At 68.8% G+C, this 17,158-nt stretch carries 18 protein-coding genes; 5 read left to right on the forward strand and 13 right to left on the reverse strand.

Translation table 11 applies throughout. The features are described from left to right. Positions 1 to 70: 70 nt before the first annotated feature. Positions 71 to 790, reverse strand: coding sequence for a dethiobiotin synthase (gene bioD / locus HD597_RS58570; protein ID WP_253757501.1), 720 nt, complete (start codon positions 788 to 790; stop codon positions 71 to 73). Next, positions 787 to 1,506, reverse strand: a complete 720-nt coding sequence (locus HD597_RS58575) for a GntR family transcriptional regulator (RefSeq protein ID WP_148442136.1) — start codon at positions 1,504 to 1,506, stop codon at positions 787 to 789. Before HD597_RS58575 ends, bioD begins: the two co-directional genes overlap by 4 nt. A gap of 462 nt (positions 1,507 to 1,968) precedes the next feature. Here HD597_RS58575 and HD597_RS58580 point away from each other — a divergent pair, with 462 nt between their 5' ends. Further along, entirely contained in the window at positions 1,969 to 3,438 is a 1,470-nt protein-coding gene (locus tag HD597_RS58580; RefSeq protein ID WP_253757503.1) for a PAS domain-containing sensor histidine kinase, read from the forward strand. Positions 3,439 to 3,511: 73 nt separating this feature from the next. Here HD597_RS58580 and HD597_RS58585 read toward each other — a convergent pair whose 3' ends face one another. After that, positions 3,512 to 3,766, reverse strand: coding sequence for a WhiB family transcriptional regulator (locus HD597_RS58585; RefSeq protein ID WP_148442134.1), 255 nt, complete (start codon positions 3,764 to 3,766; stop codon positions 3,512 to 3,514). Positions 3,767 to 4,038: 272 nt separating this feature from the next. Continuing rightward, complete coding sequence (locus HD597_RS58590) at positions 4,039 to 5,004, reverse strand: diacylglycerol/lipid kinase family protein (protein ID WP_253757505.1); 966 nt, start codon at positions 5,002 to 5,004, stop codon at positions 4,039 to 4,041. Positions 5,005 to 5,092: 88 nt separating this feature from the next. Here HD597_RS58590 and HD597_RS58595 point away from each other — a divergent pair, with 88 nt between their 5' ends. After that, complete coding sequence (locus tag HD597_RS58595; RefSeq protein WP_253757507.1) at positions 5,093 to 5,506, forward strand: hypothetical protein; 414 nt, start codon at positions 5,093 to 5,095, stop codon at positions 5,504 to 5,506. Positions 5,507 to 5,558: 52 nt separating this feature from the next. Here the strand turns inward: HD597_RS58595 and HD597_RS58600 are convergent, their stop codons facing one another. The 3 genes from HD597_RS58600 to sodN all read right to left on the reverse strand — a co-directional run bounded on the left by HD597_RS58600 (position 5,559) and on the right by sodN (position 7,311). After that, the gene (locus tag HD597_RS58600; protein ID WP_171074665.1) at positions 5,559 to 6,338 is read right to left on the reverse strand and encodes an RNA polymerase sigma factor SigF; all 780 of its coding nucleotides are present in this window, start codon (positions 6,336 to 6,338) and stop codon (positions 5,559 to 5,561) included. A gap of 17 nt (positions 6,339 to 6,355) precedes the next feature. After that, entirely contained in the window at positions 6,356 to 6,781 is a 426-nt protein-coding gene (locus HD597_RS58605; protein ID WP_225269218.1) for an ATP-binding protein, read from the reverse strand. Positions 6,782 to 6,909: 128 nt separating this feature from the next. Beyond that, entirely contained in the window at positions 6,910 to 7,311 is a 402-nt protein-coding gene (gene sodN, locus HD597_RS58610) for a superoxide dismutase, Ni (RefSeq protein ID WP_148442130.1), read from the reverse strand. Positions 7,312 to 7,399: 88 nt separating this feature from the next. Between sodN and HD597_RS58615 the strand changes: the two genes are divergently transcribed. Continuing rightward, positions 7,400 to 7,705 (forward strand): S24 family peptidase, encoded by a 306-nt coding sequence (locus HD597_RS58615; protein ID WP_276083293.1) that lies wholly within the window; start codon positions 7,400 to 7,402, stop codon positions 7,703 to 7,705. Here the strand turns inward: HD597_RS58615 and HD597_RS58620 are convergent. From HD597_RS58620 to HD597_RS58635, 4 genes are all read right to left on the reverse strand, one after another. Then, positions 7,702 to 8,127, reverse strand: coding sequence for a CGNR zinc finger domain-containing protein (locus tag HD597_RS58620; RefSeq protein WP_253757511.1), 426 nt, complete (start codon positions 8,125 to 8,127; stop codon positions 7,702 to 7,704). The two genes, HD597_RS58615 and HD597_RS58620, sit on opposite strands and share 4 nt — an antisense overlap. A gap of 69 nt (positions 8,128 to 8,196) precedes the next feature. Next, complete coding sequence (locus tag HD597_RS58625; protein WP_253757514.1) at positions 8,197 to 8,943, reverse strand: amino acid ABC transporter ATP-binding protein; 747 nt, start codon at positions 8,941 to 8,943, stop codon at positions 8,197 to 8,199. After that, on the reverse strand, positions 8,940 to 9,767 hold the full coding sequence (locus HD597_RS58630) for an amino acid ABC transporter permease (protein ID WP_253757516.1): 828 nt from the start codon (positions 9,765 to 9,767) through the stop codon (positions 8,940 to 8,942). Before HD597_RS58630 ends, HD597_RS58625 begins: the two co-directional genes overlap by 4 nt. Before the next feature lie 3 nt (positions 9,768 to 9,770). Beyond that, positions 9,771 to 10,631, reverse strand: coding sequence for an ABC transporter substrate-binding protein (locus HD597_RS58635; protein ID WP_253757518.1), 861 nt, complete (start codon positions 10,629 to 10,631; stop codon positions 9,771 to 9,773). Between the two features lie 263 nt (positions 10,632 to 10,894). On the opposite strand from HD597_RS58635, the gene HD597_RS58640 reads away from it, so the two are divergent. Further along, positions 10,895 to 12,103 carry an NAD(P)-dependent malic enzyme gene (locus HD597_RS58640; RefSeq protein ID WP_253757520.1) on the forward strand — a complete coding sequence of 403 codons (1,209 nt, stop codon included), beginning with the start codon at positions 10,895 to 10,897 and terminating at the stop codon, positions 12,101 to 12,103. A 280-nt stretch (positions 12,104 to 12,383) separates the two neighbouring features. Next, on the forward strand, positions 12,384 to 13,742 hold the full coding sequence (locus HD597_RS58645) for an NsdA family TPR-like regulatory protein (RefSeq protein ID WP_253757522.1): 1,359 nt from the start codon (positions 12,384 to 12,386) through the stop codon (positions 13,740 to 13,742). 43 nt (positions 13,743 to 13,785) lie between these two features. Here the strand turns inward: HD597_RS58645 and HD597_RS58650 are convergent, their stop codons facing one another. After that, positions 13,786 to 15,330: a trypsin-like serine peptidase gene (locus HD597_RS58650; RefSeq protein WP_253757524.1), complete on the reverse strand. Its 1,545-nt coding sequence runs from the start codon at positions 15,328 to 15,330 to the stop codon at positions 13,786 to 13,788. Between the two features lie 175 nt (positions 15,331 to 15,505). Then, complete coding sequence (locus HD597_RS58655; RefSeq protein WP_253757526.1) at positions 15,506 to 17,104, reverse strand: trypsin-like serine peptidase; 1,599 nt, start codon at positions 17,102 to 17,104, stop codon at positions 15,506 to 15,508. Between the last annotated feature and the right edge of the window lie 54 nt (positions 17,105 to 17,158).

A 17,158-nucleotide genomic window follows, 5' to 3' on the forward strand; every position in this document is an offset into this window, starting at 1 on the left:
AGCGAGGACGCGAAATGGGTCTGGTGTGCCGGTGCATGGTGGGGTTAACCCCACCCTCGGGACCGCGCGGCTAGAGGCTGTGGCGCTGCCTGAAGGCCAGCGGGTCGAAGGCGCCGCCCAGCGTGGCGCCCAGCCCCTGGCGGGCCGCCTCGGCGAACTCCTGGCGCCCCCGCAGGCCGCCCAGCCCCTCGGGCAGCACGCCGGCCAGCGGCCTGGCCGCCAGCATCTCCAGATCCGTCACGCTGCCGCACGCGACGGGACCGGGCGTGGCCGGCCACCGGCCGATGACGATCCCGGCCAGGTCGAGCCCGTGGTGGGCCAGCGACTCCAGGGTGAGCGCGGTGTGGTTGACGGTGTCGCGGGAGGGCCGCACCACGACGAGGACCTGCGCGCGCAGGGCGCGGGCCAGGTCGGCGAGGGTGGCGCCCTCCTCGTCGTAGCGGTCGAGCAGCCCGCCGGCGCCGTCCACGACGACCAGGCGGCTGCTCTCGGCCAGCTCCCGCACCAGCCCGGCGGCCGCGGACAGCGACACGGGCGGCACTCCCGCCGCCCGGGCCGCCGCGGCGGGCGGCAGGGGGCCGGGGAAGCGGCCGAGCTCGAACGTGGTGGTGACGCCTGACAGCCGGATGACCTCGTCCACGTCGCCCGGCTCGCCGGCCGCCAGCCCGGTCTGCGCGGGCTTGACCACCGCCGCCGCGGACCCGCGGGCGAGCGCCAGCGCGCTCAGCGCCGCCGTGACGACGGTCTTGCCGACGCCGGTGCCGGTTCCCGTGACGACCAGGACGCTCATGGGCGCCGCAGGCGGGTGACGAACTTGTACCGGTCGCCGCGGTAGAGCGACTGCGCCCACTCGACGGGGTTGCCGTCGGCGTCGAAGGCGTGCCGGGTGAGCAGCAGCATCGGCAGGCCGACGTCCACGCCGAGCGCCTTGGCGTCGTAGGGGGTGGCCAGGACGGTCTCGATGATCTCTTCGGCGTCGGTCAGCCGCACGTTGTAGGCGTTGTGCAGCGTCTCGTACAGGGAGGCGTGCACCTCCAGCTCGCGCCGCAGGCGGGGGAAGCGGCGCGCCGACAGGTGGGTGGTGTCTATCGACACCGGCTCGCCGTTGGCCAGCCTGAGCCGGTGGATGCGCAGCACGCGCCCGCCCGGGTTGATGGCCAGGCGCCGCGCGAGCGCCTCGTCGGCGGTGATGTAGCCGATCTCCAGGATCTTGGTGTCCGGCTCCAGACCGGCCGTGCGCAGATCCCCGATGTAGGAGGTGAGCTGCAGCACCTGGGCCACCTTGGGCTGCGCCACGAACGTGCCCTTGCCCTGGATGCGCAGCAGCCGCCCCTCGACGACCAGCTCGGTCAGCGCCTGCCTGACGGTGGTGCGCGAGGTCTCGAACCGTACGGCCAGCGTGCGCTCGGGCGGCAGGGCCGTGCCGGGGGGCAGGGTCTTGGTGAGCTCGAGCAGGGCCCGTTTCACGTCGTAGTACTTGGGAACGCGGGGGCTGTCGTCTGTCACGCTCTCACCTTCACTTCTGCCACGGCGGTGAGGGCGTGTCTGATCACCGCGAGATCATCGGAACTCACTTTGGCCCGAGCGGTCAACCGCGGGCAGGAGCGGCCCGCAGGCTCCGGGCGCGTACGGGTGTGAGCACACGCGGATCCGGGCAGCTCAGGTTGATTGTGAAGGATATCCACAGCAGCGCGCGCGATCACAACCGAGGCCGGTTCGCGCGCCGTGTCGCGGAAGAACCACCTGCCCGTGTGGATCACCTCCGGCTCGCCGCGCACCGTCCCGTCTGGGATCCGGCGACTTCGACCCTGTGATGGTTCTCACAATATGAGATTGACCCCTCACCCATATGGTCTTATGCCCCCGCTGGCGTGAACTCTGCCTGCTCGTCCCCTATCGGCCCGACCCTGCCCCCTCTCACCGGGAGTCGGTTTGGTTGTTGCGGGGGAAAGCACGCATGATGCACTCGTGCCGACTCTCAGCGACCTCGTAGCCCGTCACACAGCGCTCGACGAGGCGGATCTCGACTGGCTGCACTCGCTGGTCTCCGACTGGCAGCTGCTGGCCGATCTGTCCTTCGCCGACCTCATCCTGTGGGCGCCGCTGCTGGGGGAGAGCGGCTGGATCGCGATCGCCCAGATGCGCCCGACGACCGGCCCGACCGTCTACCACGACGACATCGTCGGCACCGTGGCCGCCAAGGGCGAGCGCAGCCTCATCGACACGGCCTGGAACGAGCGCCGCATCTGCCGCGAGGGCGACCCCGACTGGTCCACCGGCGTGCCCGTCCGCGAGGAGACCATCCCCGTGCGCCGGGCGGTCGAGGGCGGCGAGGGCCGCTTCCTGGCGGTCATCCAGCGCTCCACGAACCTCTCCTCGGCCCGCACGCCGTCCCGTCTGGAGCTGACCTACCTGCAGAGCGCCTCCGACCTGGCGCAGATGGTGGCCGAAGGGCGCTTCCCGTTCTCCGGCGAGGAGCCGATCCTGGTGCGCTCGCCGCGCGTGGGCGACGGCCTGCTGCGGCTCGACAGGGCGGGGCGCGTCACGTACGCGTCGCCGAACGCGCTGTCCGCCTACCGCCGGCTCGGCCTGCACGCCGACCTGGTCGGCGCCGAGCTGGGCCGGGTCACCGCGACGCTGTGCTACTCGGACGAGCCGATCAACGAGGACCTCATGATCGTGGCCAGCGGGCGCGCGGCCAAGGAGACCGAGGTCGAGTCCGGCGGCACGATCGTGCAGCTCCGGGCCATCCCGCTGATCGTCGGCGGCGGCCGCATCGGCGCGCTGGTGCTCATCAGGGACGTGACCGAGCTGCGGCGGCGCGAGCGCGAGCTGATGACCAAGGACGCCACCATCCGCGAGATCCACCACCGGGTCAAGAACAACCTGCAGACCGTGGCCGCGCTGCTCCGGCTGCAGGCCAGGCGGCTTCAGGTGCCCGAGGGGCGGGAGGCGCTGGAGGAGGCGGTGCGCAGGGTCGGGTCGATCGCGATCGTGCACGAGACGCTGTCGCACGCGCCGGAGGAGTTCGTCGACTTCGACGAGATCGCCGATCGGGTGATCGCGATGGCGGGAGAGGTGTCCTCACCGGAGGTGGGCGTCACGCCGCGCCGGGTGGGGGAGTTCGGGGTGTTGCCCTCGCTCATCGCCACACCGCTGGCCATGGCGATGACCGAGCTGTTGCAGAACGCGTTGCAGCATGGCCGGCCCAAGCGGCTGGAGGTGGTGGTCGAGCCCGCGCACGAGCGGCTGAACGTGACCGTCTGGGACGACGGCCGCGGCCTGCCCGTCGGCTTCGACCTCGACAGCTCCACCAGTCTGGGGCTGCAGATCGTGCGTACGCTGGTCGAGGGGGAGTTGTCCGGGCGGCTCACCATTGAGCCGCGCCAGGACGGAGGCACGGAGGTCGTCCTGTCGATCCCGCTCCCGCCGAGCTGAACGCGCCGGCTGAACGACGGGGGCCGCTGCTGCGCGCGGACCGGCGTCGCGTATGTTCTTGGGTGTGACAGGTTCAGGCGGTGGCGCGGGCACGAGCCCGGGCGGAGCGGCGCTTGAGCGCGCGGCGCTCGTCCTCGCTCAGGCCGCCCCAGACGCCGGCGTCCTGGCCGGACTCCAGCGCCCACTTCAGGCAGGCCTCGACCGCCGAGCAGGAACGGCAGACCTGCTTGGCCTCTTCGATCTGCATGAGTGCCGGGCCGGTGTTGCCGATCGGGAAGAACAGCTCGGGGTCCACGTCACGGCAGGCAGCTCGGTGGCGCCAGTCCATGCGTCCACTCCTTAGTAGATGGAGCCTCTGGTCGGCTCCGTGCGGCTACTACTTTGTGAAGAGTTTCACTAACTCGCGCGAACAATTACCCGCATCCTGTGAGGACCGGGGTTGTCCGCTGATCATCGGAGGACCCTGGGGTGTTTAAAGGTCCTACGTTCCGACGTCATGAACGAGCCTGTCAGCCACGCAGAGTGCACGCAAGGGGGTTGGCGGGAAGTTTTGGCGGTTATGGATGTCGGATGCGTCACACAATGACCGAATGTAACCGGCTAGACCAGAACTTGTAATGCGTTCGGTGTAGACCGGAATGTTACGGTTTCGCGTTCTCCCAGGTAGTCGCCGTCCAGCTGGAAGGCCACGGGACGGTCGGCGGTGAGCGTGATCTCGGCCTCGTCGTGCATCTGGACGAGGTGCCGGCCGGACGGAAGGATGTCACTCTCCGTGAGAATGTGCCGGATCACCTTCGCCAGCGTCATCGGCCCCATGCGCCGCATGCCGAGGAGGTCGAGCCCGGTCTCGAAGCTCGCCCACGGGGTGGGCCGGACCGGCTTGCTGCCCACGAACGTCCACGGTGAGGTGTTGGAGACGATCGCCATGAACACCCCCTCCGCGGGCGGGATGCCGGGGCCGGTCACCGTCATCGCGGGATGCCGCTTGTCCGTGGCCAGATAGTGTCTCAGAGCCGTGTTCACATACCGTGCAGGGGTAGCCTTACGCCCGGTGCCCCTGAGGCCCTCCACGGCCCGTACAACCTCTGCGTCGTACCCCATTCCCGAGCAGAAGGTGAAATAGCGGCTCTGTCCCTCCCAAAGGGCTTGGCCCAAACCCACGGTCCTGCGCCGGTCCTCCCTGAGCGCCTCCAGCACCTGGCCGGTCGACTCCACGGGGTCGTTCGGCAGGCCCAGCGCGCGGGCGAAGACGTTCGCGCTGCCGCCGGGGATGACGATCAGGCCGGGGCGGCCGGTGCTCGGGTCCGCCCTCGGCGGTTCGTCGCCGCCGTTCACCGGGTTCAGCAGGCCGTTGACCGTCTCGTTGATCGTTCCATCGCCGCCGAGCACCGCGACCACGTCGTACCCCTTGGCCCGCGCGGTGGCCGCCAGGGCGGCGGCGTGCCCGCGGTAGCGGGTCTCCTCGACGGCGAGCTCGACCGCCGCGCCGAGCGCGCGGATCAGCACGTCCCGCGTACGGGCGTTCGTGGTCGTGGCCTTGGGGTTGACCAGCAGCATTGCGCGCATATCGCCAGCGTAGCCGGTGGCCTTGTCCGACTTATCGGCCGAACGTCCTATTTTCCGGCCCGTCCTGCCCGGGAGGTAGGGTACGGACGTGAACGGTCGCCCGCTTACCCTGCTCATCGCCGCCGCGGTCGTCGCCCTGGAGGGGCTGGTCGCGCTCGGGCTCGGCGTCTACGTCGCGGTGCAGACCCTGATCGGGGCGCCGGACGATCTCATCAGCGCCCTGGCCGTGGCCGGGTTCGCGGTGCTCGTCGGGGCCGGCCTGCTCTGGGTGGCCTGGGGCGGGTTGGTCAAGATGGAGCGGTGGGGGAGGTCGCCGGGCGTGCTGACGCAGATCTTCATGCTGCCCGTCGGCGGCACCCTCATCACGTCGAGTCAGCCGCAGCTCGGGATCCCCATGATCGTCGTGGCCGTGGCGGGGCTCGTGACGCTGCTGGCTCCCCCGACCACGCAGGCGCTCTACGGAGACGGCCAGGCCTCGGACGCGGACCCGTCACGCCGTTAGACCCCTTTCCGCACATCGGGCCGCGTGGGCGGCGACGCGCGGAAAGCCGGGCTCAGTCGTCGGCGGTCAGGCCCTCGCGCAGCTGCGCCAGCGTGCGGGCTAGCAGGCGCGAGACGTGCATCTGCGAGATGCCCAGCTCGGTGGCGATCTGCGACTGCGTCATGTTGCCGAAGAAACGCAGCAGCAGGATGCGCTTCTCGCGCGGCGGCAGCCGTTCGAGCAGCGGCTTGAGCGACTCGCGGTACTCGACGCCCTCCAGCGACTCGTCCACGATGCCGAGCGAGTCGGACACCGCGGGAGCGTCGTCGTCTCCCGAGTCGGGCGCGTCCAGCGAGACGGTGGAGTACGCGTTGGCCGACTCGAGCCCTTCGAGCACCTCCTCCTCGGTCATCTTGAGGTAGGAGGCCAGCTCGGCCACGGTCGGGGCGCGGCCCTCGCGCTGGGACAGATCGCTTATCGCCTTGGTCAGCGAGAGCTTCAGCTCCTGCAGCCTGCGCGGCACGCGGACCGCCCAGCCCTTGTCGCGGAAGTGCCGCTTGATCTCGCCGACGATGGTGGGCGTGGCATAGGTGGAGAACTCCACGCCCCTGTTGAGATCGAACCGGTCGATGGACTTGATCAGCCCGATGGTGGCGACCTGCGTGAGGTCGTCGAGCCACTCGCCCCTGTTGCGGAAGCGGCGAGCCAGGTATTCGACCAGAGGAAGGTGAAGCTCGACCAGCTCATCCCTGATGCGCTGGCGGCGCGGCTCCTCGGGGCCCAGCTCGGCCAGCTCGGCGAAGAGCATGCGGGCACGCACCCTGTCGGGCACGGCGTGTTCGCTGGTGGCCATGGCTCCAGTCCTTTCCGTCACGCCGGCCTCGCCGCGCCTCGGCGCTTACGCAGGACGATCGCCATGCGATCAGGGGAGTCGGTCACCGCGTCGACGTCGTCGGCCAGGGCGGTCAGCACCATCCAGGCGAAGTCGTCGCGCTTGGGCGCGGAGCTGCCGACAGTCGCCACCTCGACCCTGACCTGCATCTCCTGCCCGGTGAGCTCGAACTCCGCGGTGAGGTCGGTGCCGGGCACCGCCTCGTTCAGGAGCATGGCGCAAGCCTCGTCGACCGCGATCCGCAGATCCTCGATCTCGTCCAGGGTGAAGTCAAGCCGCGCCGCAAGGCCGGCGGTTGCCGTACGCAGCACAGACAGGTAGGCACTCGCCGCGGGGAGCCTGATGCTCACCACGTCTCGGATGCCTGCCACGCCCTCCGCGCGCGTCTCGGTTTCCTCGGTCACGTTCCTCCTCGCGAATCCGACGCTGACTGCAACTTACCGCCCTTCAGAGGTGCTTGGATGAATCAGACTCGCCATCTACGGAAAAGGCTCTGTGCGGTTGGTAACCGCACAGAGCCTTATGTGCCGTTTTAGGCGGCCTTGGTCTCCCAGAAGATCTTGGAGATTTCGTCGATCTTGCCCAGCAGGTCCTCGGCCTTGGCGACTTCCACGGTGCCCTTGGCGCCCGCGGCGCCCGCGAGCTTTGTGGCGTCCCAGAAGAGCTGGTGGAGCTGAGGGTACTGCTCGAGGTGCGGCGGCTTGAAGTAGTCGGTCCAGAGCACCCAGAGGTGGTGCTTGACCAGCTCGGCCCGCTCCTCCTTGATCTTGATGGCGCGGGCGCGGAAGACCGGGTCCTCGTTGGCCGCGTACTTCTCCATGATCGCCTTGACCGACTCGGCCTCGATGCGGGCCTGAGCGGGGTCGTAGACCCCACAGGGCAGGTCGCAGTGTGCGGAAGCGACATGCTTGGGTCGTAGCAGTCGTGCGAGCATCAGAAAGTCCTTCCTGGATGCTGAATCAGCTTGGTCCATGAACGACCTTACTCGTGTGCCAACGCCTGCGGAGTGGGGGGTCTAGACGATGAGAGTGCGTGTCGAAGGGGATTCGATGCGGCCCGCGCTGGCGCCGGGCGACTGGCTCCTGGTGCGCCGGGGGGCCACCGTGCACCCGGGCGACCTCGTGGTGGCCAGGCTTCCCGGCGACCCCGACCGGCTCATCGTCAAGCGGGCGCAGTGGCACGGGGCCGACGGGTGGTGGCTGGAGAGCGACAACCAGCGGGCCAGCGGGCGGCGCGACAGCTGGGACTTCGGGCCGGTGCACGACATCGTGGGGCGCGTGGTGCTGCGCTACTGGCCGCTCCTGCGCAGGGCTCCCCGCAAGGGTTAGGAGCCGTTCCTGCGGCGGGCCCGGAAGGCGGCGACGTTGGCGCGGCTGGCGCAGCGGGCCGAGCAGTAGCGGCGGGAGCGGTTGGAGGAGGTGTCGAGGAAGGCGAGCCCGCAGCGCGGCTCTCGGCAGCGCCCGAGCCGGTCCACGCCCAGCTCGGCGACGACCGAGGCCAGGCCCATGACGGCGGTCGCGGCCGGGTCCTCGGCCAGGTGGAGGTGCCAGCCGTGGCCGTCGTGGTCGGAGAGCTGGGGGCGTACGGGATAGCGCACCAGCAGGGCGTTCAGCCGCCCGGCCACGGCGCGCTCGTCGCCGGCCGCGTCGAAGACGGCGGCCAGCTCGTCGCGCAGGCGCCTGAGCTCGGGCGGCGGGTCGGGGTCGTTGGCCAGCCGGACCGCCCACTCGGCGTAAGAGGTGAGGTCCATGCCGGTCTATTACAGCAGAAGGCGGGGCGCCCGGGAGGAGAGCTTCCCGGCGCGCCCCGCCCCTGGCGGCTAGTCCTCCGGGTGCAGGACGCGGTGCAGGAACGTGCGGGTGCGCTCCTGCTGGGGGTCGCCGATGACCTGCGCCGGGGCGCCGTCCTCGACGATCACGCCGCCGTCCATGAACACCACCCGGTCGGCCACCTGCCGCGCGAAGCCCATCTCGTGGGTGACCACCAGCATGGTCATCCCCTCCTCCGCCAGCTTGCGCATGACGGTGAGCACGTCGCCGACCAGCTCGGGGTCGAGCGCCGAGGTGGGCTCGTCGAAGAGCATCAGGCTGGGGCTCATCGCCAGGGCCCTGGCGATCGCGACGCGCTGCTGCTGGCCGCCCGAGAGCTGGCCGGGCAGGGAGTCGCACTTGGAGCCGACGCCCACCTTGTCGAGGTTGTCCCGGGCGATGACCTCGGCCTCGCGCTTGCCGCGCTTCAGCACCCGCTGCTGGGCGATCATCACGTTCTGCAGCGCGGTCATGTGCGGGAACAGGTTGAACTGCTGGAAGACCATGCCGATGCGGCGGCGTACGGCGTCGAGGTCCACGTCGGGGTCGGTGACCTCGACGCCCTCCACGAACACCTTGCCCCTGGTGGGCGTCTCCAGCAGGTTCACGCAGCGCAGCAGGGTGGACTTGCCCGAGCCCGAGGGGCCGATGACGCAGACCACCTGGCCCGGGTCGACGGTCATGTCGATGCCCTTGAGCACCTCGTTCTTGCCGAAGTACTTGTGCAGGTCGCGCAGCTCGATGGCGTGGGTTGTCATCGATTCCTCCCCTTACGCCCCTCCAGCCGGGACGCGAGGTAACCCAGCGGGATGGTCACGATCAGGTACGTGATGCCGGCGACCATGATGGGCGTGGCGTTGGCGTACTGGGAGGCCAGGTCGTTGCCGAACTTGGCCAGCTCGACGTACTCGCCGGACACGCCGAGGAACAGCACCAGCGACGAGTCCTTCAGCAGGGCCACGAACTGGTTGGTGGTCGGCGGGATGACCATCCGGATGGCCTGCGGGATCACGACGGTGATCTGGGCGCGGGTGGCCGACATGCCGAGCGACCTGGCGGCCTCCGTCTGCCCCTTGGGCACGGCCTGGAGGCCGGCCCTGAAGATCTCCGCCTGGTAGGCGGCGCCGACCAGGCCGAGCCCCAGGATGCCCTGCCCGTACGTGCCGCCGGGCACCTCGAAGCCCGGCAGCGCCAGAGGCAGGAACACGATCAGCAGGAAGATCAGCAGCGCGGGCAGCCCGCGGAAGATCTCGATGTAGATGAGCGAGATCCACCGGTACGGGCGCACCTGAGAGAGCCGCATGAGCGCGAGCACCAGGCCCACCACGAACGCGAAGACGAACCCGCCCACCGTGTAGATGATCGTGTTGCGCAGCGCGACGGTGAAGAGCTCGGGCAGCGCGGCACTCGCCACGTCGGCCTTGGCGAAGTTCTGGGCGAGGCTCGCCCAGTCGGCGTACAGTACGACGGCGACGAGCGCGGCGGCCAGGATGACGTACTGGACACCCCGGCTGACCTGCTGCTTTTTCCGAGGGCTGAGCCCGGTACGCCCGGGCTCAGCCGTCTTCGGCTGGTCGGCCATGGATCAGCCCAGCTCGCCGGGCTTCTTGCCGAACCACTTCACGTAGATCTTCTCGTAGGTGCCGTCCTGCTTGGCCTTGGCGATCTCTTCGTTGATCGTCTTGAGCAGGGTCGGGTCGGCGCCCTTCTTCAGCCCGATGCCGTACTGCTCACCGGTGTCCAGGCTGCCGATCATCTCGAACTTGGCGGCGACCTCGGGCTTCTTCAGCCAGGTGAGGACGACGGGCAGGTCCTGGACGATCACGTCGGCCTGGCCGGCCTGCAGGGCCAGCAGCTCCTTGGCCGAGTCGGCGTACTCGGTCGGGTCGAAGCCCTGCTTCTTGACGTAGTCGAGGCCGGTGGTGCTGGCCTGGGCGCCCAGCTTGAGCCCCTTGGCCTTGACGTCCTCCAGGGAGGCGGCGCCGGTGCCCTTCTTGGCCAGCAGGGCCTGCGTGGCGTCGAAGTAGGGCTCGGAGAAGTCGATGTTCTGCTTGCGCTCGTCGGTGATCGTCATGCCCGCGGCGGCGACGTCGCACTTGTTCGCGGCCATGGCGGCGCCACTCTTGATGACGGCGAAGTCGATGTCCACGATGTTCTGGGTCACGCCCAGCTTCTTCGCGGCGAGGTCGACGATGTCCACGTCGAACCCGACGATCTTGCCGCTCGCGTCCTTGAACTGGAACGGCTCGTACGGGATGTTCGTGCAGACCGTGAGCTTGCCGGGCTGCACCAGCTTGGCACCGCCGGCGGCGGAGGCACTGGCCCCGGCGCTGGTCGTGCCGGTGCCCGAGCCGGTGTCACTGCCGCACGCGGTGAGCGTGAGCGCAGTGGCCAGGGCGAGCGCGCCGGCGGCGTAGCCACGGCGGCCCAGGGGTCTGAGGGCCATGTACGGCCTCCTCGTAGTGAAAAGCCAGGAAACTTGCGTTTTGTGCAGTTTAGATGGGGTTTAGCTGCGGTCTGTCACCCGGGATTTAACGATGCGTCAACAGAACGGCGTCGGCGCCGACACCGAAGACCATCTCAGCATGTGGCAAGATGGGGAGACGGGTGACCCCCGAACCCCCTCACCAGACGACCGGCGAGGGGATCCTGGCAGCTACCGAAGCCAGCCCGCTCGCGCTCGTCCGCCGAAGGTTACTTCCGCTACCGATGACTACAGGGGTCGCTGTGGCTGCCACGCCCGCTTCTGCTTCCGTCGAAACACCCGACCTCGATCCCGCCTTCGCCCTGCACAGGGGAGGCAAGATCGAGATCCGCTCCACCGTTCCCGTCCGCGACGCCGACGACCTGTCGCTCGCGTACACGCCCGGCGTCGCCCGGGTCTGCACCGCCATCGCCGATCAGCCCGCGCTGGCCGACGACTACACCTGGGTCTCCAACGTGGTGGCCGTCGTCTCCGACGGCACCGCGGTGCTCGGCCTCGGTGACATCGGCCCCGCCGCCGCCATGCCCGTCATGGAGGGCAAGGCGCTGCTGTTCAAGGAGTTCGCGGGCGTCGACGCCGTGCCCATCTGCCTCGACTGCACCGACGTCGACGGGCTCGTCGAGACCGTGGTGCGCCTGGCGCCCTCGTTCGGCGGCATCAACCTCGAGGACATCAGCGCCCCCCGCTGCTTCGAGATCGAGGACCGGCTGCGCGACCTGCTCGACATCCCGGTCTTCCACGACGACCAGCACGGCACCGCGATCGTGGCGCTGGCCGCCCTGCAGAACGCCGCCCGGCTGACCGGCCGCGCGCTGGGCGACCTGCGGGCCGTCGTGGCGGGCGCGGGCGCGTCCGGCGTGGCCGTCACCCGCATCCTGCTGGAGGCGGGCATCGGCGACATCGCGGTCTCCGACTCCAAGGGCATGCTCTACGAGGGCAGGGAGGGCCTCAACCCGGTCAAGCAGGCGCTGGCCCGCGACACCAACCGGGTGGGCCACACCGGCTCCACGGAGGAGGCACTGGAGGGCGCCGACCTGTTCCTGGGGCTGTCCGGGTCGACGGTGTCGGAGCAGGCGATCGCGTCCATGGCGCCCGACGCCATCGTGTTCGCCCTGTCCAACCCGACGCCGGAGGTGCACCCCGACGTGGCCGCCAGGCACGCCAGGGTGGTGGCCACCGGCCGCTCCGACTTCCCCAACCAGATCAACAACGTGCTGGCCTTCCCCGGGGTGTTCCGGGGCGCCCTCGACGTGCGGGCCACCGCGATCACCGAGAACATGAAGGTGGCCGCGGCCAACGCGCTGGCGGGCGTGGTCGGTGACGACCTCACGGCGACGTACATCATCCCGAGCCCGTTCGACGAGCGCGTCGCGCCCGCCGTGACGGCCGCCGTGGCCGCCCAGGCCCGGGCGGACGGGGTCGCACGCCTCTAGCGGTCTCCCGGCGAGCGAGAGAGCCCTTTCCGGCCCTCGCTCGCCCCAATTTTTACCGTCTCCCACCAGGTCGTTCTCCCTTTCGGGTTACGGGGGCGTTTCGTGGGTAGTTGAGATCCCCGTCCAGGAGCCAGGGCCGCCCGCGCACGCGCAGGACGGCCCGCGGTGTGGGATGGAGTTTGGGTGACCTTTGGGAACTGCCATAATCCCTTTACGCAAGGTGCTATAACAGTAGCTCTCTGTAATGATGTGGGCGCCGACTCCTGTGACGAGGAGAGCGATGGAACGCGAGCCGAATCGACTGCTGCAGCAGCTCATCGCAGAGGCGGGTTTTTCCCACAAGGGACTGGCCAGGCGCCTCAACGATCTGGGAGCCGCGCGTGGCACGCCGGGCCTGAAGTACGACCACAGCTCCGTCCTGCGCTGGATCGGAGGCCAGAGGCCGCGCGATCCGGTCCCGTGCCTGCTCACCGAGATCTTCGCGCTCCGGCTGGGCAGGCCGGTCTCGTCGGAGGACCTCGGCATGCCGGCCGTCATCACACCCCTTGATCTTGGACAGGAGTTCACGCACACCTGGCAGGAGGGGGTCGCGACCGTGACGGCGCTGTGGCGGGCCGATGTGGAGAGACGGAGGTTCCTGATCGACTCGACGTTCGCGATAGGAGCAGGCTCTGTTGGAGCCGTACGCTGGCTGACATCGCCCTCTGAGGGGCACCCGAGCGGCACCGGGACGCGGCGGGTGGGCCGCGCCGACGTCGCCGCCATCCACGAGGTCACCCGCTCGTTCGGTGAGCTCGACAACCGCTTCGGCAGCGGACGCGTCCGCTCGTCCGTGGTCAAGTACCTCGACACCGCCGTCTCACCCTTGCTCAAGGACGGCTTGTACGGCGAGTCCACCGGCAGGCAACTGGCCGCCGCGGCCTCGGAGCTGACCCGCCTGGCGGGGTGGATGGCCTACGACATGGAGCAGCACGGCCTCGCCCAGCGGTACCTGATCCAGGCCCTGCGCCTGGCCAGGGGCGCCGACGACCAGACGCTGGGCGGCGAGATCCTGGCCGGCATGGCGCACCAGGCCATCTACATGGGCCAGCCGGCCCACGCCCTCGACCTGGCCAGAGCCGCCCAGATGGCGGCCCGCGCGGCCGGGGTGAAGACCCTCCTTGCCTCCGCGCACGTCCTGGAGGCCCACGCGCACGCCGGCCTGGGCGACGCCCGCTCCTGCGGCCACGCCCTGCACGAGGCCGAGTGCGCCTTCGACGCCCGCAAGCCCGCCGACGAGCCCAAGTGGCTCAGCTACTTCGACGAGGCCTACCTGTCCGCCAAGTTCGCCCACTGCTTCCGCGACCTCGGGGAGGGAGAGCGGGTCGTGCGCCAGGCGCGGCGCTCGCTCGACATGGACTCCCGGTACGTGCGAGGCCGCATGTTCAACCTGTCGCTGCTGGCCGCCGGGCTGCTGCAGTGCGGGGAGCTGGAGGAGGCGTGCTCGGCGGCGGCCGGCGCGCTGACGCTGGCCGCCGAGCTCCAGTCGGCGCGGTCGCGGTCGTACGCGGCCGATCTGCGGCGGCGGCTGGAGCCCTACAAGAACGAGCGGCCGGTGGCCGCGCTGCGCGAGCGCACGCGCGAGCTCACCGCCGTGTGAACCCCGTGCCGGGCCCGGGCTGTGACCCGGGCCCGGCGTGAGGTCACTTCAGGAGCTCGCCGTTCGGGCCGACGATCTTCTTCGTCTCGGCGAAGTTCGCCTTGTTGTAGACGTCGGCGGTCTCGCCGTCGAAGATGGCCGAGCTGATGGTGTCGATCCGGTCGTTGCCGTCGTTGTCGGCGAAGACGCTGGTCACGCCGTTGACGTAGCCGGTGCGCTTGCTGTTGTTGTACTTCATGAGCCACGGGCCGCCGTCGGCCCCCCAGGTCATGGAGCACTTGAGCACCTGGTGGGTCTCGACCTTGAACGTGTTGACCTGCACGCTCTTCGTGCCGGTCTTGCCGGTGCACCACTTGGGGGTGACGCCGGTGTACGGCCTGTCGCCGTCGGGGTGCGGGGCGCTCGGGTAGCCGAAGACCGTCACCTGCTGGCCGAGCGGCTGGTTCCAGGCGAAGCCCTGGCCGCCGACGACGTCGCCGAGGCGGCCGAGGTCCTTGGCCAGGCCGAGGAAGTAGTGGTCGCGGAAGTAGCGGACCGTCTTGCCGGCCTTCACCCACTGCTTGACGTAGAAGCGGGTCTCGAACCACGCGGTCTCGGTGCCGTTGGCGTCCTTGGTGACCGTGAGCTTGCCGAGGTACTTGCCGTCGCCCTTCTCAGCCGTGAGCTTCTTGAACTCCTCCTGGCTGATGGGGGTCGGGCCGGCCTGCTCGTACTGCTCGCCGTTGACGTCGCTCGCGGTGTCCTTCGGCGCCTTGCCGTACTCCGACTCCGTGACCTCGACCTTGGTCAGGATCTTCTCGCCCGAGTAGTTGTGCGCGACCTTCTCCGGCGTGACGTCGAAGTCCTTCGACCAGTACGGCCCCGCGGGCCCGTACTTCTCGAACCCGGCGTCGTACTCTTCCTTCTTGATCTCTTCGTGCTTGATCCACTTGTCGCCGGCCCAGGCGTGGAACTCGCTCTTGACGACCTCCTTGGAGCCCGTCAGCGCGAAGCCGTTGTGCACCGCGACGAAGGCGTAGTCGCCGTCGTAGTCGTCGTAGGTGTCGAGGTCGTAGGCGGTGAAGGCGTAGGCGCCGACGTAGACGCCCCAGGGGGCCTTGCCCTGGTAGTAGCCCGGCACGAAGATCCACTTGCGGTAGACCTCGTCCTTGCCGTTCTCGAACACGCAGTGGCCGGCCGTGGCGACCAGGTTGCGGTTCCTCGACTGGATGGACGTGGCCGAGCACCAGCGGTAGTGGCCCGACTTGTCGAGGAAGAAGACCTTGCCGATGGTCTTCGGCAGGTTGACGTTCTTGCTGGTGGTCGCCTTGGCGGTGGTGGTCGGGCCGGTCATGCCGGGCTTGCCGTCAGGCACGCCCTTGCTGCCCGAGCTGACGACCTTCGGCACGTCCTTGGCGTCCAGGTTGTACTGCGTGGCCTTCCGCAGGGCGGCTCCGTTGGAGTCGAGCCAGAAAGCGGCGGCGCCGTACGCGTCGGCCGGCTTGGTCAGGAGATCTTCGGATGCCCAGGACGGGGCGGCGTTGGCGGGCGAGGCCAGTACGGCGGCGCTCAGGCCGGCGGCGGCGAGGGGGATGAGCAGGCGCTTCAACGGAGGCTCCACAGTTGTCAAAAAGGGTGTAAAGACCCTATCGACCCACCAGTCACTCTGGTAAGGGGAATGCTCAGATTTATCGGAGAAAGGCCAAAGGGCCCGGCAGAAGCCGAGCCCTTTGGGTGAAGCATGTGAACGATGACCAGGTCGTCGTTCGGTACAGCGGCAAGAACTACGGAACGAGCTTGCCGGACCACGAGGCCGAAGCGGCCTTGTAGATCGCGGCGGTCTCACCGTCGAAGTACGGCGAGGTGATCGTGTCGTAGCGCTTGTTGCTGTCGGTGTCGGCGATGAGGCTGGTGACACCGTTGACGTAGCCGAGACGCTTGCTGTTGCTGTACTTGTACAGCCACGGCGCACCGTCGTAACCGGCGGTCACGGTGCACTTGAACGACATCTGCTCCTCGACCTTCTTGGACGGGATGCGCAGAACGTTCTTGGCCGTCTTGCCGTAGCACCACTTCGGCGTGACACCGGTGAACGGCTTGTTGCCGTCCAGGTGCGGGCCGAAGGGGTAGCCGAAGGTGCGGACGTACTTGCCGGTGGGCTGGTTCCAGGCGAAGCCCTGGCCACCGACGTTGTCACCGAGACGGCCGCCGCTCTTGATGAGCGCGCCCTCGACGACGTAGTAGTCCTCGACCCAGTAGTTCACCTGAGCGGTGGACTTGATCCACTTCTTGACGTAGAACTGCTGCTTGAACCAAGCGGTCTCGGTGCCGTTCGCGTCCTTCACGACGCGCAGGGTGCCGAGGAACTTGCCGTCGCCCTTCTCCGCAACGAGCTTGTGGTACTCCTCCTGGGAGACCGCGATCTCGTTGGAGAGACGCTCGAACTTGTTGCCGTTGTCCAGACCGGCGGAGGCAGCGTTGTAGACCGACTGCGTCACCTCGACGCCGACCAGCTTCACGCCGTCGACGCCAGTGGCGATGTAGTCCTCGATCTTGTCCGCGGCGTTGGCCGGCTTGGCAACCGACTCGACCTTGGGGTCAGCAGCAGCCGACTTGTACGGGCCAGCCTCGCCGTACTTCTCGTAGCCCGCGGCGAACTCCGCGGCGGTGATGGGGGTCTCCTTGACGAAGCCCTTACCACCCTTGGCGACGTGCGCCTTGTACTCGCTCGGGGTGACCTTGGTGACCTTGGGGTTGCCCGGCACGAGAGCGTCGTAGACGGTGACGAACGCGTAGTCGCGGTCGAAGTCCTCGTACACGTCGAAGTCGTAGTGGGTGAAGGCCTGCTTACCCACGTACACGCCCCAAGGCGTCTTGCCCTGGTAGTAACCGGGGACGAAGACCCAGCGGGAGACGACCTCGTCGTTGCCGGCGATGTCGTACACGCAGTGACCGGCCGTGGCGACCAGGTTGCGGTACTGCGACTGGATCGAGGTGCCCGAGCACCAGTACAGCGAACCGTCACGGTACTCGAAGAAAACCTTACCGATGGTCTTCGGCAGGTTCACGTTCTGAACCTTGGCGGTGGTCTTCTTCTCCTCGCCGATGGGGGCGGTGGAGCCCGGCTTGGTGTCCGCGCTGTAGCCGCCACCGGAGGAGATCTTCTGAACCTCGAGAGCGTCCGGGTTGAACGCCACAGCCTTCTTCAGGGCCGCGTTGTTCGACGCCGTCCAGAACTTGAGGGTCTCGTACGCCTGGGCGGACGTCTTCGCCAGCTCAGCCTTGGCGATGTCGTCGTCGGCCTGCGCCGTGGTGGCGAGACCGGCGGCCAGGAGACCAGTGGCCAGAATGGCGCCACTGGCGGGGAGGAGGATGCGCTTCAAGGTAACTCCTTGCGCTGTCGTGGAACGCTTCTTGCGTCCCATGCGTCAGTAAAG

It is taken from the genome of Nonomuraea thailandensis, assembly GCF_024172165.1.
Taxonomy (GTDB): Bacteria; Actinomycetota; Actinomycetes; order Streptosporangiales; family Streptosporangiaceae; genus Nonomuraea; species Nonomuraea thailandensis.